15 protein-coding genes are annotated in these 15,048 nt (G+C 37.9%); all 15 read left to right on the forward strand.

The features are described from left to right. The first annotated feature begins 166 nt into the window (after window positions 1–166). The 15 genes from MY533_RS01940 to atpA all read left to right on the forward strand — a co-directional run bounded on the left by MY533_RS01940 (window position 167) and on the right by atpA (window position 15,016). A complete protein-coding gene (locus MY533_RS01940) occupies window positions 167–664 on the forward strand; it encodes a manganese efflux pump MntP (protein WP_248717820.1) in 498 nt (165 codons plus the stop codon). Between the two features lie 24 nt (window positions 665–688). Next, complete coding sequence (locus MY533_RS01945) at window positions 689–1,129, forward strand: low molecular weight protein arginine phosphatase (RefSeq protein ID WP_248717821.1); 441 nt, start codon at window positions 689–691, stop codon at window positions 1,127–1,129. 8 nt (window positions 1,130–1,137) lie between these two features. Further along, complete coding sequence (locus MY533_RS01950) at window positions 1,138–2,421, forward strand: methyl-accepting chemotaxis protein (RefSeq protein ID WP_248717822.1); 1,284 nt, start codon at window positions 1,138–1,140, stop codon at window positions 2,419–2,421. 521 nt (window positions 2,422–2,942) lie between these two features. Beyond that, entirely contained in the window at window positions 2,943–3,380 is a 438-nt protein-coding gene (gene rpiB / locus MY533_RS01955; RefSeq protein WP_132360346.1) for a ribose 5-phosphate isomerase B, read from the forward strand. Between the two features lie 110 nt (window positions 3,381–3,490). Next, window positions 3,491–4,033 carry a TIGR01440 family protein gene (locus MY533_RS01960; RefSeq protein WP_248717823.1) on the forward strand — a complete coding sequence of 181 codons (543 nt, stop codon included), beginning with the start codon at window positions 3,491–3,493 and terminating at the stop codon, window positions 4,031–4,033. Between the two features lie 273 nt (window positions 4,034–4,306). Further along, window positions 4,307–5,548 carry a serine hydroxymethyltransferase gene (gene glyA / locus MY533_RS01965; protein ID WP_132360350.1) on the forward strand — a complete coding sequence of 414 codons (1,242 nt, stop codon included), beginning with the start codon at window positions 4,307–4,309 and terminating at the stop codon, window positions 5,546–5,548. 489 nt (window positions 5,549–6,037) lie between these two features. Beyond that, window positions 6,038–8,188 carry an EAL domain-containing protein gene (locus MY533_RS01970; protein WP_248717824.1) on the forward strand — a complete coding sequence of 717 codons (2,151 nt, stop codon included), beginning with the start codon at window positions 6,038–6,040 and terminating at the stop codon, window positions 8,186–8,188. A gap of 125 nt (window positions 8,189–8,313) precedes the next feature. Further along, window positions 8,314–8,943: a uracil phosphoribosyltransferase gene (gene upp, locus MY533_RS01975; protein ID WP_132360354.1), complete on the forward strand. Its 630-nt coding sequence runs from the start codon at window positions 8,314–8,316 to the stop codon at window positions 8,941–8,943. A gap of 248 nt (window positions 8,944–9,191) precedes the next feature. Beyond that, the gene (gene wecB / locus MY533_RS01980) at window positions 9,192–10,313 is read left to right on the forward strand and encodes a non-hydrolyzing UDP-N-acetylglucosamine 2-epimerase (RefSeq protein WP_132360356.1); all 1,122 of its coding nucleotides are present in this window, start codon (window positions 9,192–9,194) and stop codon (window positions 10,311–10,313) included. A gap of 517 nt (window positions 10,314–10,830) precedes the next feature. Then, window positions 10,831–11,202 carry an ATP synthase subunit I gene (locus MY533_RS01985; protein ID WP_132360358.1) on the forward strand — a complete coding sequence of 124 codons (372 nt, stop codon included), beginning with the start codon at window positions 10,831–10,833 and terminating at the stop codon, window positions 11,200–11,202. Window positions 11,203–11,238: 36 nt separating this feature from the next. After that, window positions 11,239–11,961, forward strand: coding sequence for a F0F1 ATP synthase subunit A (gene atpB, locus MY533_RS01990; RefSeq protein WP_248717825.1), 723 nt, complete (start codon window positions 11,239–11,241; stop codon window positions 11,959–11,961). 65 nt (window positions 11,962–12,026) lie between these two features. Further along, window positions 12,027–12,251 carry a F0F1 ATP synthase subunit C gene (atpE, locus tag MY533_RS01995; RefSeq protein ID WP_132360362.1) on the forward strand — a complete coding sequence of 75 codons (225 nt, stop codon included), beginning with the start codon at window positions 12,027–12,029 and terminating at the stop codon, window positions 12,249–12,251. Between the two features lie 173 nt (window positions 12,252–12,424). Continuing rightward, entirely contained in the window at window positions 12,425–12,946 is a 522-nt protein-coding gene (gene atpF / locus MY533_RS02000) for a F0F1 ATP synthase subunit B (protein WP_248717826.1), read from the forward strand. Continuing rightward, complete coding sequence (locus tag MY533_RS02005; RefSeq protein WP_248717827.1) at window positions 12,943–13,479, forward strand: F0F1 ATP synthase subunit delta; 537 nt, start codon at window positions 12,943–12,945, stop codon at window positions 13,477–13,479. Before atpF ends, MY533_RS02005 begins: the two co-directional genes overlap by 4 nt. A gap of 28 nt (window positions 13,480–13,507) precedes the next feature. Beyond that, window positions 13,508–15,016 (forward strand): F0F1 ATP synthase subunit alpha, encoded by a 1,509-nt coding sequence (gene atpA / locus MY533_RS02010; protein WP_248717828.1) that lies wholly within the window; start codon window positions 13,508–13,510, stop codon window positions 15,014–15,016. The last annotated feature ends 32 nt before the right edge of the window (window positions 15,017–15,048 follow it).

Here is a 15,048-nt window from a genome sequence, read left to right on the forward strand (position 1 = left end):
ACTTGATCTATTGCTGTTGAAAACGTAGCAAGTTTTTACTATAAATGAAGGTATTGTTCATTGATGGAGTGACTTTTAACACTTAGCAGTAAGGAAAATGTATTATGATAATACTGTATTTTCGAGCATAAAATGATAAAATATTAGAGAGCGAAGGAGTGCTTTCTTGCAGGGGATTCTTGCAGGTATATTAACGTCTGTAGATGTGATTGGTTTATATGTATTAATACCACATGTTAGATATCGATTTTTTTTATCAGTTTGGACAGCTGCTTTGCATATGCTATTCCCATTATTAGGGTTCGAATTAGGACACTTTTTAGTGCATTTCTTCTTAGAGTGGGGACAATGGATTTCAAGTATTTTATTATTTTGCATGGGCTTACATGTACTATTATTTACGCGGAAAGATGAAAAGGTTACTATTGCACCAATACTGTTAGCTGTGACTGCAAGCCTAGATACCTTTTCAGTAAGTATTTCTTTTGGTATGCTACACTTAGAGAAATCAGTATTTATTATAAGTGCGGGTGTAAGTGCGCTTATTTGCTCTTATGGGTCATTAGTCATTGCGCGAAGAAGTCAGGTGTTACTTGGCGATAAATTCCAAATCATTACAGGGATTTTTTTTATCATTATGAGTGTACTAGCCATTCGGCAATAGAGAAAACGATGGAGGGTGATAAGTATGAAAATACTATTTGTTTGCACTGGAAATACTTGTCGCAGTCCCATGGCAGAAGTTATTTTAAAGCATAAACAAACTGACAATGTGGAGGTCCGTTCAGCGGGCATTTATGCCATGCCAAATGCGGAAATGTCTACGCATGCACAACAAGTATTATATGAAGCAAATATGACGCATCAGCATTTAGCAACGCAATTATCGATAACTGAACTGGAGTGGGCAGATTTAATTTTAACAATGACAACAGCACACAAAGCTACAATTATTGCTAATTATCCAAATGCAGAACAAAAAGTTTTTACGTTAAAAGAGTATACAAGCGAAGGTAGCGAAGGAAATGTTGTCGATCCTTACGGTGGTAGTAAAGAAATATATAAAGAAACATTTGTAGAATTAACGGAATTGGTAGAGCGATTAGTAAAAAAAATTGAAGAGAATTGAGGGGCGCTATGAAAAAACAGTTTGGCTTACGACTTAAACTAGTATTATTTGTCGGTATTCTTGCACTGATCACGTACAGTATTAGTTTTATATTTATCGAATATTTACAACCTACCTTCTTCCCAGAAATTGATCGTAAACTGTTTGAAATTTTTACTTATCTGTCGGGGATTGCATGGTCATGTATTTTGGCTGGAATTTTCAGTGTAATCTTAATTAAACCTTTACAGAAACTAGAAAATTCAGCTTCCCGTGTAGCAGAAGGGAAAATTGGTCAAGATGTAGAAATGCCGAAAACAAGTGATGAGATTCGTTCTGTTGCAGAGGCATTCCAACAAATGGTGTTGAATTTAAGAGGAATGGTAGAAAGTATAGATAATAACTTCCAGCAAACCAATCAATCCATTATTCAACTATCTGATGAAGCAGCAGTTGCAACAAAAAAAGCAGAGAATATTGCTTCTACAGTAAAGCATATTTCTACTGGTGCAGAGACATCTGCAACGGCAGTCCAAGATACAGCTGAAGCTATTGAAGATGTACGAGCTCTCGCGACAGAAGTTAATAGTAGAGCAGAGGCATCGGCAGCGCAATCGAAAGAGATTTTACATAATTTAACGACAACAACAAAAGCGATCGAAACATTAGTGAATAGTATTCAGCAAATTGCGGCTGGCAATACGGAGGCATTAGAAAGCATTCGTCTATTAGAGGAAAATGCCGGCCAGGTAGAGCGCATTATTAGCTTAGTTGGCGATATTGCAGCACAAACAAATTTACTAGCTTTAAACGCTTCGATTGAAGCAGCGCGTGCTGGAGAACATGGGAAAGGTTTTGCCGTTGTAGCTGAAGAAGTTCGTAGTTTAGCGGATGAAAGTGCGAAAGCGGTACAGGGTATTACTTCCCTTATTCAATCTATGCAACAAAACGTTGAAATTGTTGTAAAACAAATGAATCAACAGGTGACATTTGCGACAAAAGAAGCTGCACGTGTATCAGAAACAACGACAGCAGTAGAAGGGATGTCTTCAAGTGTACACGAAATGGCGACAGCGATTGTAGAAATTTCTACACTTATTGAACAGCAAATGCATAATATTGAAACAACTGCTCGTCAATCTCAAGAAGTTGCAGCTATTGCTCAAGAAACGTCAGCGGGTGCACAAGAAGTTCGTAGTGCAGCAGAAGAACAAGCATACGCAATTGAGCAAGTCGAAAAACTAGCAGAAGGTTTAAAGAAACAATCGGAAGAGCTGCATAAAATGATTCAACAATTTGATAGACAAGCATAAAGGTGAAGAATTTAGACTGTAGATAAACTCGAGTAAAGTTCGAGTTTACTACAGTTTTTTTATGTTGTATGAAGGTTTGTAATTGATGCCCGCATTGATGATAGTGGCAAATAGAAGAGGCAAAGTGAAGGATAGCCCGTAAAGTGACGGAGGGTGCGTCAAACTAAAAAAGTTTCATAGCTATTACGCCACGCTCGCATTTTGTATAGAATCCCTCTATAGTGTTAACTACTGGCAATACATAGAAAAAATATTGCTATAGCATGTCCACTGCAATTGTAAAGGTAAAAAAACTTTAGAAGATGGAATATTACAACAAAAGACCGTTATCCGAATTTATCAACATGATATTCACAATATCCACAGGGAAATGAGTTTAAAAGTGAATGTTTTGATGTTCAATTACAAGAAACGTTCGTCTTTTAGGAGAAATCAGCATAAAAATGCAAGAAAAATCATGTTATTCTTGAGATAGAAGTGGTACACTAGTGTTGACTATAATTTCGAAATGAGGGAACCCAGTGAGAATAGCAATTTCTTCTGATCACGGAGGCAATAACTTACGTCGTGAGATTATGCAGCTGTTAGATGAGCTACATATTAGCTACGAAGATTTTGGTCCACAATCTGCGGATTCAGTAGACTATCCTGATTATGCAAAACCAGTTACTGAAGGTGTTGCTAGCGGGGAATTTGATAAAGGTATTTTAATTTGTGGCACAGGCATTGGTATGTCCATTGCTGCAAATAAAATTAAGGGGATTCGTTGTGCTTTAGTGCATGATTTATTTAGCGCAAAAGCAACGCGTTGCCACAATGATTCCAACATTTTAGCAATGGGTGAGCGTGTTATTGGGCCAGGCCTTGCACGTGAAATCGCTAAAGTATGGCTTGAAACAGATTTTGAAGGTGGCCGTCATACGCGCCGCATTGAAAAAATCGCTGAGCTTGAGCAGTAAGAAAAGCAATTAAGTTTGTTAACATACGTCCTAAGCTAAAACGTGTCATCTTCATCAAAGAAATTTAGCTATGTGACATAAATAATTTAGAAATAAAGGGGCTGAGCATAGTGGTTGTTCAACAAATACGAACACATTTGACTCAGTTACTCAGTGAATTTGAAGAGCAGGTAACCCTACGACCAAATACTATTTTTGTCGTAGGCTGCTCGACATCTGAAGTGATTGGTCAGAAAATTGGCACAGCAGGCGCGCTTGAAATTGGAGAGGCGATTTTTGAGCCGCTGCAGGCATTTGCAAAGAAACATCAACTACATCTAGCGTTCCAAGGATGTGAGCATATTAATCGTGCTATTACAATGGAAGCAACAACGGCAGACCAATTTGGTTATGAACCAGTAACAGTTGTACCAGTTCGTACAGCAGGTGGCTCGATGTCTGCATATGCGTTTACGCAATTTACAAATCCCGTTGTTGTGGAAGCTGTGCAAGCAAGTGCAGGTATTGACATTGGTCAAACACTCATAGGTATGCATTTAAAGGCAGTAGCTGTTCCAGTTCGTACTTCTGTGCGAATGGTAGGAGAAGCGGTTGTGACAATTGCAACAACACGTCCAAAGCTGATTGGCGGAGAGCGTGCAGTATATAAATAAAATTACCTCTGAAATCAGATCATCACCAAAAGTTTTGGATGGCATTTGTTAAAACGTATACTATGTAAATAAGTTGATTGGAGTGGAGGCTGGGCGACTACTAGGGGGTCAGCGTCACAGATGAGACCCTGGAGCGAGCAACGCGAGTGAAGCGGCTCATCGGACGCCCCCCAGGAAAGCGCCCAGCCGGAACGGAAATCAACCACACGTTTTGGTGAAGATCCTTGAGATCAGTATACAAATTAGGATTATACTTAGGAGGCTTTTTCAAACATGGCATACGAAAAATTAGCAGTACAAGACAAAGCAGTATTAGACGGAATTCTTGCGGAAAAAAAACGTCAACAAGCAAATATTGAGTTAATCGCATCAGAAAACTTTGTATCTGAAGCAGTAATGGAAGCACAAGGTTCTGTTCTAACAAATAAATATGCTGAAGGTTATCCAGGTAAACGCTACTATGGCGGCTGTGAACACGTAGATGTTGTGGAAGATATTGCACGTGATCGTGTGAAAGAAATCTTTGGAGCAGAGTATGCAAACGTACAACCACACTCTGGTGCTCAAGCAAACATGGCTGTATACCACACGATTTTAGAACCGGGTGATACTGTACTTGGGATGAATCTTTCACATGGCGGTCACTTAACACATGGATCTCCTGTAAACTTCTCAGGTATTCTATATAACTTCGTTGAATATGGCGTAACAAAAGATACTCAAGTAATCGATTATGAAGATGTACGCCAAAAAGCGTTAGAACATAAGCCAAAACTAATTGTTGCAGGTGCATCTGCATACCCACGAGAAATCGATTTTGCTAAATTCCGTGAAATTGCTGATGAAGTAGGAGCATATTTCATGGTGGATATGGCGCATATCGCTGGTCTTGTAGCTGCTGGTGAGCACCAATCACCAGTGCCGTACGCTGATTTTGTAACATCTACAACACATAAAACATTACGTGGCCCACGTGGTGGTTTAATCCTTGCTTCGAAAGAATGGGAACAAAAGCTTAACAAATCTGTATTCCCAGGTATCCAAGGTGGACCATTAATGCACGTAATCGCAGCAAAAGCTGTAGCATTCGGTGAAGCATTACAACCAGACTTCAAAGAGTATGCAAAACAAATTAAAGCGAATGCAAAAGCTTTAGCAGAAGTATTAATGGCAGAAGGTGTTGAAATTGTATCTGGTGGTACAGATAACCACTTATTACTTCTTAATGTGAAATCTCTTGGTCTAACAGGAAAAGTAGCAGAGCACGCACTTGACGAAGTAGGCATTACAACAAATAAAAATACAATTCCTTACGATACAGAATCTCCATTCGTAACTTCTGGTATCCGTATTGGTACACCGGCAGTAACATCTCGTGGCTTCAATGAAGAAGACATGAAAGAAGTAGGGGCTATTATTGCTACGGTTCTTAAAAATCCGGAAGATGAAGCAGTAAAAGCTGAAGCAAAAGCTCGCGTAAAAGCATTAACTGATAAACATCCATTATACGTTTAATTTAAAGGCACCGGACGTAGTTGTGCCGAGGCATAATCGATTAGATAAAGCTATGGTTAAAGTGATAAATGCACTTTAACCATAGTTTTTTTTTGCAATTGTCAATCGAGAAGGCTGGCGATTTCTTGAGTTAGATTCACGGATGAGCTATAGAGTGGGGGTAATATGCTTTAAGAGTTCCTCGTGTCCACTTCTTATTGTTGCTGTCGCTTCGCTTTCGCACAGAAATCTGTTATCTAAAGAGAAATGGAATCGACGAAACGCTATTTTTCGTTAATTTGGAAATAAAATACTCTAATTTTTGAATTTATTTACATAAACTTAGTAGGAAAGGATATATTATATAATAGAGATAGACAAATAATGTCCTGAACCATGTTCATAAAAGTGACAATTTATTGAATGTTTATATACAATGTAAGAGAGATGTAACTTCTTTCAGCGATTATGTCGACGTATATTGATGGAGAAAAAGGGAGGAGGGGCTGAATGGTTACTAATACAATGATCATAGATCATGAAATGCTATTAAATACAATTCGTAGATTAGGTGATAATTCTAAAGAAAGTTACGTTATTTTTGATGCAACAAATAACAATTGCATATTAGAATGTAATGATTCTTTTTGTACACTTACAAATACTACTCGTTCGCAAATAATAAATATCGATTATTTTTCATTGATGTCAAACGAAGAACAGACAACTATTGAAAGGATTAAAAATAAAATACATAGCGGAGCCATAGTACAAGAAAAGTTGCAACATAGTTGCTTCGATAAATCTCCTTTTTGGGCAGAGATACAAGCACTCCCATTTCAAAATAATAAAAATGAAACATTATTTGTGCTAGTAGTTGTGAAGGAAGTTACTTACTATCAGACCGAGGAATTTTTAATGCGCCTAGAGAAAACGATGTACGAAGCGATTGAAAAGGATTATTCCTTCGATAAAAAGATGAGCATTATTTGCAGTAGTCTAGATCAATTTTTTGTGCCGAAAATATCAAGTATGATACTTGTTAAAGAGGCAGATCATTTACGAATTTTTAAAGGGAACGACAACCTAAAAGATTTGCCAGAGCGTTGTGATAACAAACAATTTTTTAAGCGAGTTATGCAAGAGGAGACAGCTATTCTAGTTAAGAGCTTGGATGAAATTGATATTCCAATAGAACATAAAATGTTTGCTAATTCATCTGACATGCCATTTGCTTTGTTTATGCCAATATGCAATCAACAACATCAAGCAATTGGATTGTTCGCGATATTTTTAAGGCAACATGCTAGTACTGATCAAAAGACTTTTGAAAGCATGCTCCGAAAAATCGGTGCTCTTGTTGCATTGGCATACGCCTATGCAAAAACACAAAAAAAGATATGGGACCTAGCCTATATCGATATCACAACAGGGCTGCCTAATCGACATGGGTTTTTAAATAAGGTAGAAAAAGAATATAGTCAAAACGGTAATATTAAAATCTTAAAGCCAAGCGAATTCCATCAAATTGTCGAGTTATATGGTCGTGAAGCGGGGGATGAACTTTTAAGACAAATTGCTAAACGTCTAAATGAAGAGAAGTATGATCTAAACGAATATATTGCTAGATTTACAAGCTCTAGTTTAATCATTACAAATGCGATATCGGATGAAGACTTTTTCTATTATAAAAGGCGAATAAAAGAGATTATTCGTCAGCCTTTTATTGTGGGTGGAAAGCAAATTTATATTACACTGAAGACTGGTATTGCTTTTTATAACCATGACATAAAAATTGCTGATGCGATTCGCTTTGCAGATAATGCTGTATCTTTTGCGGCCAATAAACCAGGTACTCATATGGAAATTTTCACACAAGAAAGAAATGATGTGCTTGAGCAGCAAATGACTGTCTTAAACCATTTGGCACAAGCAATAAAAAATAAAGAAATCTCGGTGAATTTACAGCCAAAGGTTGATTTACAGACAGGTGAAATTCAAAGTATTGAAGCGCTTGCCCGCTGGATTTCTCCAAAACTCGGTTTCGTGTCTCCCGCAATTTTTATTCCAGTGGCTGAAAGTGCAGGAAAGGTACGCGAAATCGATATTCAAATATTAGAGATAGCACTTTCTTGGCTAGCAGAGCGCAAACGATTAGGGAAAAAGTTAGTGAAGGTAGCAGTTAATATTTCGCCTAATCATTTTTATTATGAAAATTTTGTACAGGATACACTGGAGCTCGTTCGGAAATACGATATTGAACCGAGATATATCATTTTAGAAGTAACAGAAAATATTGGATTAGTTGATTTTCAGACTGCTTTTTCTATTATCCAGGATTTAAAGGAGTACGGCTTTAAAACTTCGGTGGATGATTTTGGAACAGGTTTTTCATCTCTAAGTTATTTACAAAGACTGCCGTTTACTGAATTAAAAATAGATCGAAGCTTTATAAATGATATTAAAGATGCTGCGACACTTGCTATTGTCCGCTCCATTATTCAATTAGCATTAAACTTAGGAATGACTTCCGTCGCAGAAGGCATTGAAAATAAAGAGCAGGTTGAGATTTTACGTGCACTCGGCTGTACAGTAGGACAAGGTTATTTCTATTATAAGCCGATGACGATAGAACAGTTAAATGCAATACTCGATAAATAATCGCTATTATATGTAGCAAACATTCTTGAAAAGGAGTTGTCCCAAATTTATTTTTGAGACGACTCATTTTTTCTGTTATACTAGGTGAGATAAAAATGAATCCGAACTGTTAGGAGAGAATCCCTTTGAGCAAAGTATACGTATTTGATCATCCACTAATCCAACATAAGTTAACTTATATTCGTGATAAGAATACAGGAACAAAAGAATTTCGTGAGCTTGTAGACGAAGTTGCAACATTAATGGCATTCGAAATTACACGTGATATGCCAGTAGAGGAAATTGAAATTGAGACACCTGTAACAGTGGCTAAAACAAAAGTACTTTCTGGTAAGAAAATTGCGATTGTACCGATTTTACGTGCAGGTATTGGCATGGTAGATGGTGTATTAAATTTAATTCCAGCGGCTAAAGTTGGTCATATCGGTCTTTATCGTGATCCAGAAACGTTAAAACCTGTAGAATACTATGCAAAACTTCCAGCAGATGTAGAAGAACGTGATTTCATCATTGTAGACCCAATGCTTGCAACGGGTGGATCAGCAGTGGAAGCGATCAACTCACTGAAAAAACGTGGTGCGAAGAGCATTAAATTTATGTGCTTAATCGCTGCGCCAGAGGGTGTAAAAGAAATTCAAGAACATCATCCAGATGTAGATATTTATATTGCTGCACTTGATGAAAAACTAAATGACCATGGCTACATTGTCCCTGGTTTAGGTGATGCAGGCGACCGCTTATTCGGTACGAAATAATACTGAACAGTTTTCAACGGTAATAACAAGGTTCACCTCATGTTATATGAAAACCAATGAAAAATAGATTTAGTATGTAATTTTTAGGAAACTTATAACTTTTGGGAGCGTCCTTCAATATTGAAGGACGTTTCATAGTATGTTAGGTGAATTACTTCTCTTGAAGTCCGACATTTGCTACATATAACGACGTTCAATGGGGGTAAGCACTTTTCATACAAATAAAACAAAGGACGGTGCAAATCGTTTTGACGAAAAAATGGAAAGTAATGACGATTTTCGGTACGAGACCAGAGGCTATTAAAATGGCTCCACTTGTATTGGAATTACAAAAGTATCCTGAGCAAATAGAATCGGTTGTGACAGTTACAGCACAACATCGCCAAATGCTCGATCAAGTTTTAGAAACATTTAAAATTACACCAGACTATGATTTAAATATTATGAAGGATCGTCAAACATTAATTGACGTGACGACTAATGCATTACAGGGCTTAGACAAAGTCATGAAAGAAGCAAAACCGGATATTGTTTTAGTGCATGGTGATACAGCAACAACTTTCATTGCAAGTTTAGCTGCATTTTATAACCAAATTGCAATCGGACATGTGGAAGCAGGTCTTCGAACTTGGAATAAGTATTCACCATACCCAGAGGAAATGAACCGCCAGTTAACAGGTGTTATGGCTGACCTTCATTTCGCACCAACAGAAGTATCTAAGAAAAACCTTTTAGATGAAAATAAAAACCCAGAAACTATTTTTGTTACTGGTAACACTGCTATCGACGCATTAGCTACAACAGTAAATGAACATTACACACATCCTGTGTTAGAAAAAATAGGGTCAGATCGTATGATTCTATTAACAGCACATCGTCGTGAAAATCTAGGTGAGCCTATGCGTCATATGTTTAGAGCGATTACTAGAATTTTAGCAGAGCATGAGGATGTACAAGTTGTATACCCAGTTCATATGAACCCAGCTGTAAGAGAAATAGCTAATGAAATTTTAGGAGATCATCAGCGTGTGCATTTAATTGAACCTCTTGAAGTCTTCGATTTCCATAACTTTGCGGCTAATTCTTATATGATTTTAACTGATTCTGGTGGCGTCCAAGAAGAAGCACCTTCATTAGGGAAACCAGTTTTAGTACTAAGAGATACAACAGAGCGCCCAGAAGGTATTGCAGCAGGGACTCTAAAGCTAGCAGGTACGGAAGAAGAAACAATCTACTCTCTAGCTAAGCAATTAATAGAAGATAAAAATGCCTATGAAGCAATGGCAAAAGCATCAAATCCTTATGGTGATGGACATGCTTCTGAACGTATTGTGAAGGCGCTTCTGGAATTTTTACAAAAAAGCAAGTAATATCCCTTTTTGAAATCAAAAAATGAGTCAAATGTACTAATCGTGATAGGTGAGCTAATTTGCGAGCATAATTGTGCCGTAGATTAGCTTTTTTTTGCACAAACGTGAACATTGATTTTGAAACTATGAATTTTCATACACAAATTTGTCAACAATTTGACAAGAGTATAGTGGCTGTGAAGTTTTTCTCCTTTACTAATTGACTTCAAATATCTCCTATTGTATGCTTACAAAGGGTAATAATGATAAGGGTTTCAAATCGCAAATAGAGGTTGAAACACTTGTTACATCAAGTTTCTACTAAATTGACAGTTCAAACCAAAAACTGTCGATTTGCAACGTTTTGTGCGTTTCGGGGTGTAAGATATTTTTGGGATTTACACCTGTAATTTCAAAATGACGCTCTCCCGTTACTATTCCGCTGTGAGTAGTGTTTTTCACTGCTCTTTTCTGATTTCACATAGTGGTCAGCAAACGTTTCTTTACTCGAAAAATTGATTCAGGAGATTATAAACCAATGCTAGATTTGCATCACATTTTTGCTGTGCAGAAGAGAGCGTTATTTTTTTTGCTCGCACTCTGTGCATTAGGCTGGGGATTTACACCCTATCAGACGGTTTTTGCGGGCATCGCAATCGGTGCATTCTTTGGTACGTATAATTTTTGGATTTTAGTTCGCCGTATGGAGAAGTTTGATCAATCCATTAGTGAAGGGAAGAAAGTAGGCTCACTTGGTACAGCGCTTCGCTTTGCATCAGGTGTAGCGGCAGTCGCTTTAGCCATTTCGTTGCCAAACTATTTTCACTTAATTAGCACGGTCATAGGGCTAATGATTCCGTACGTTTTTCTCTTTGTCGAGAGAATAGTGTCACATGTAAGGAACCGCTAATGTGCTTTAAATTAGAAAGAGAGGTGAAAAATAACAATGAATCATGAAGCTCCATTAAAAGTAGTTGATTTTGGTTTGTTCAAACTAACGTTCAACCTTTCAACTGTAATGATGTTACTAGTTGCGGCCGTAATCGTTTTCTTAATCGCTTTTATTTCAACTAGAAGCCTAAAGTTAAAACCTACTGGTATGCAAAACTTTATGGAATGGATTATGGATTTCGTAAAAAACATCATCAAAAGCAACATGGACTGGAAAACTGGTGGGCGATTCCACGTATTAGGTATTACACTAATTATGTTTATCGCCGTATCTAACTTATTAGGTCTTCCGTTCTCTATCGCTTATAACGGCGAACTTTGGTGGAAATCTCCTACAGCTGACCCAACTGTTACAATGACGCTTGCAGCAATGATTTTAGCCTTAACACATTTCTATGGTATTAAAATGAAGGGGACAGGCCATTATGTTGGTACATTCTTCAAACCAATGTCATTCATGTTCCCGCTAAAAATCGTTGAAGAGTTTGCGAACACTTTAACATTAGGTCTTCGTCTTTACGGTAACATTTATGCAGGTGAGATTTTACTTGGCTTAATCGCAAGTTTAGCTATTACGGGTCCAATGGGATTCATCGGAGCAATTGTTCCAATGATGGCATGGCAAGGTTTCTCTATTTTCATCGGCTTTATCCAAGCCTTTATCTTCACAATGTTAACAATGGTTTACATGGCTCATAAAGTGAGCGATGACCATTAATATAAAGCATACACCTTATGCTTGAACCCAAAAAAAACAAACAATTCCAAGGAGGAAATTTTCAAATGACAGGTTCATTAGGTTTATTAGCAGCAGCAATCGCAATCGGTTTAGGTGCACTTGGTGCAGGTATCGGTAACGGTCTTATCGTTTCAAAAACAGTAGAAGGTATCGCTCGTCAACCAGAAGCTCGTGGCGTTCTTCAAACTACAATGTTCATCGGGGTTGCATTAGTTGAAGCCCTACCAATCATCGCAGTAGTAATCGCATTCATCGTAATGAACAAATAATTCAGTTGTACACTGAATTCTAGTGGCGAAGCAGGAATCTCCAGATGAAACTTCGCCCTTCATTTTGGAACTGATAAAAGCTATGTGTAAATATAGCTTTTTAAAATAGGTAGTTTTTCTAGTAATTAAATTATTATGTTGAAGTTAAAGCTCTTGAAGGGAGTGAAACAATCGTGTTTTTAGATAATCTTGTACTAGGCAATGCTAGTCCTGGTTTTAATGGTGGTGATATCGCCGCAACATTAGTTATCTTCTTATTACTAATGCTATTACTTAAAAAGTTCGCTTGGGGTCCACTTATGGGCATCATGCAACAACGTGAAGAATTAGTAGCTAGTGAAATCGAAGCAGCTGAAAAAGCGCGCAAAGATTCGCATCAATATTTAGAAGAACAAAAGAGCCTTCTTAAAGAAGCTCGTACGGAAGCACAATCGATTGTTGAAGGCGCTAAGAAGCAAGGCGAAATGCAAAAAGAAGAAATTCTTACTGCAGCTCGCAATGAAGCAAACCGCTTAAAAGAATCGGCTTTACGTGAAATTGAGTCTGAAAAAGAAAAAGCTATTGCGGCTGTACGTGATGAAGTCGTTTCTTTATCTGTACTTGCAGCATCTAAAGTCCTTAGCAAAGAGATTTCTGAGGCAGACAACCGTGCTCTAATTGAAGAGACGATTGCGAAGGCAGGGGAAGCTCGATGAGTAATTCAACTGTAGCAAAACGTTACGCTCAAGCGCTTTTTGAATTAGCGCAACAAAAAAACATTCTTACTGAAGTTGGAGCAGACTTAAATGAGCTAACAAAGGTAGTCAAAGAATCTCCTGATTTTTTAACACTTTTAAATGCTCCTAAGTTCTCTATCGAACGTAAGAAACAAATGGTAGCAGAAATCTTTGCAGGTGCAACAACAGAGGTTGTACACACAGTTCAACTACTTGTTGAGAAAAAACGTGTAAACGAACTGAAGCTTATTGCTAACGCATATGCTGAGCTTGCTGCACAGGCACAAGGTACTGCAGATGCAACAGTATTCTCTACTCGTGAACTTTCGGCTGAAGAAAGTACTAATATTTCAACAGCATTTGCGAAACTTGTAGGGAAACAATCATTAAACATTACAAACGAAATTGATCCATCACTTCTTGGTGGTATTCGTGTTCAAATCGGTAATCATATTTATGATAGCTCAGTAGCGAATAAGCTAGAGCGCCTAAAACGTGAATTAATCGGTTAATAATTTAGAAATGTGAGAGGTGACATACATGGGCATCAAGGCTGAAGAAATCAGCAGTCTGATTAAACAACAGATTGAGAATTATGAATCTGAACTTAAAGTAAGCGAAGTTGGTACAGTTATCCGTATTGGTGACGGTATCGCTCTTGCTCATGGCCTCGACAACGCCATGGCTGGAGAACTTCTAGAGTTCTCTAATGGTGTTATGGGTATGGCTCAAAACCTAGAAGAAGGTAACGTTGGTATCGTAATCTTAGGTCCATACGCTGACATCAAAGAAGGCGATGAAGTTCGTCGTACAGGTCGTATCATGGAAGTACCAGTTGGTGAAGAACTAATTGGCCGTGTTGTAAATCCACTTGGTCAACCAGTGGATGGACAAGGTCCAATCAACACAACAAAAACTCGTCCAATCGAAAGTCCAGCTTTCGGTGTAATGGCTCGTAAATCAGTACACGAACCACTACAAACTGGTATCAAAGCGATTGACGCTTTAGTACCAATCGGTCGTGGTCAACGTGAGTTAATCATCGGTGACCGTCAAACTGGTAAAACATCAGTAGCAATCGATGCAATTCTTAACCAAAATGACCAAAACATGATCTGTATCTATGTTGCAATTGGTCAAAAAGAGTCTACTGTACGTGGTGTAGTAGAAACTCTTCGTAAAAATGGCGCTTTAGATTACACAATCGTTGTGACAGCTTCTGCTTCTCAACCAGCTCCATTATTATTCTTAGCACCATTTGCTGGTGTATCTATGGCAGAGGAATTCATGTTACAAGGTAAACACGTTTTAATCGTGTATGATGATCTTACTAAACAAGCATCAGCTTACCGTGAACTTTCACTTCTTCTTCGCCGTCCTCCAGGTCGTGAAGCTTACCCTGGTGACGTTTTCTACTTACACAGCCGCTTATTAGAACGCGCTGCGAAGTTAAACGAAACATACCAAAATGGTTCTATTACAGCTCTTCCATTCGTAGAGACACAAGCTGGGGATATCTCTGCATACATCCCAACTAACGTAATCTCAATCACTGATGGACAAATTTTCTTACAATCTGACTTATTCAACTCTGGTGTACGTCCAGCGATTAACGCCGGTCTTTCTGTATCACGTGTAGGTGGATCTGCTCAAATTAAAGCAATGAAAAAAGTTGCGGGTACACTACGTCTTGACTTAGCTGCATTCCGTGAGCTTGAATCATTCGCTCAATTCGGTTCAGATTTAGATAAAGTAACTCTTGCAAAACTTGAACGTGGTAAACGTACGGTTGAAGTTCTTAAACAAGACCTTAACAAACCACTAAAAGTTGAAAAACAAGTTGCTATCCTTTATGCATTAACTAAAGGTCACTTAGATGATATTCCAGTACAAGATATCGTTCGCTTCGAACGTGAATTCCTAAGCTGGTTAGATACAAACCACACAAACGTTTTAGATCATGTTCGTACTACAAAAGAGCTTGCTCCTGATGCGGATTACGTAGCTGCTTTAACTGAGTTCAAAAAAACTTTCGCTAAATCAGAATAAGTTCGAGCTAGTCACTTGATTAAAAAACAAAA

Origin of the sequence: Lysinibacillus sp. Ag94 (assembly GCF_023242215.1) — a bacterium.
Classification (GTDB): domain Bacteria; phylum Bacillota; class Bacilli; order Bacillales_A; family Planococcaceae; genus Lysinibacillus.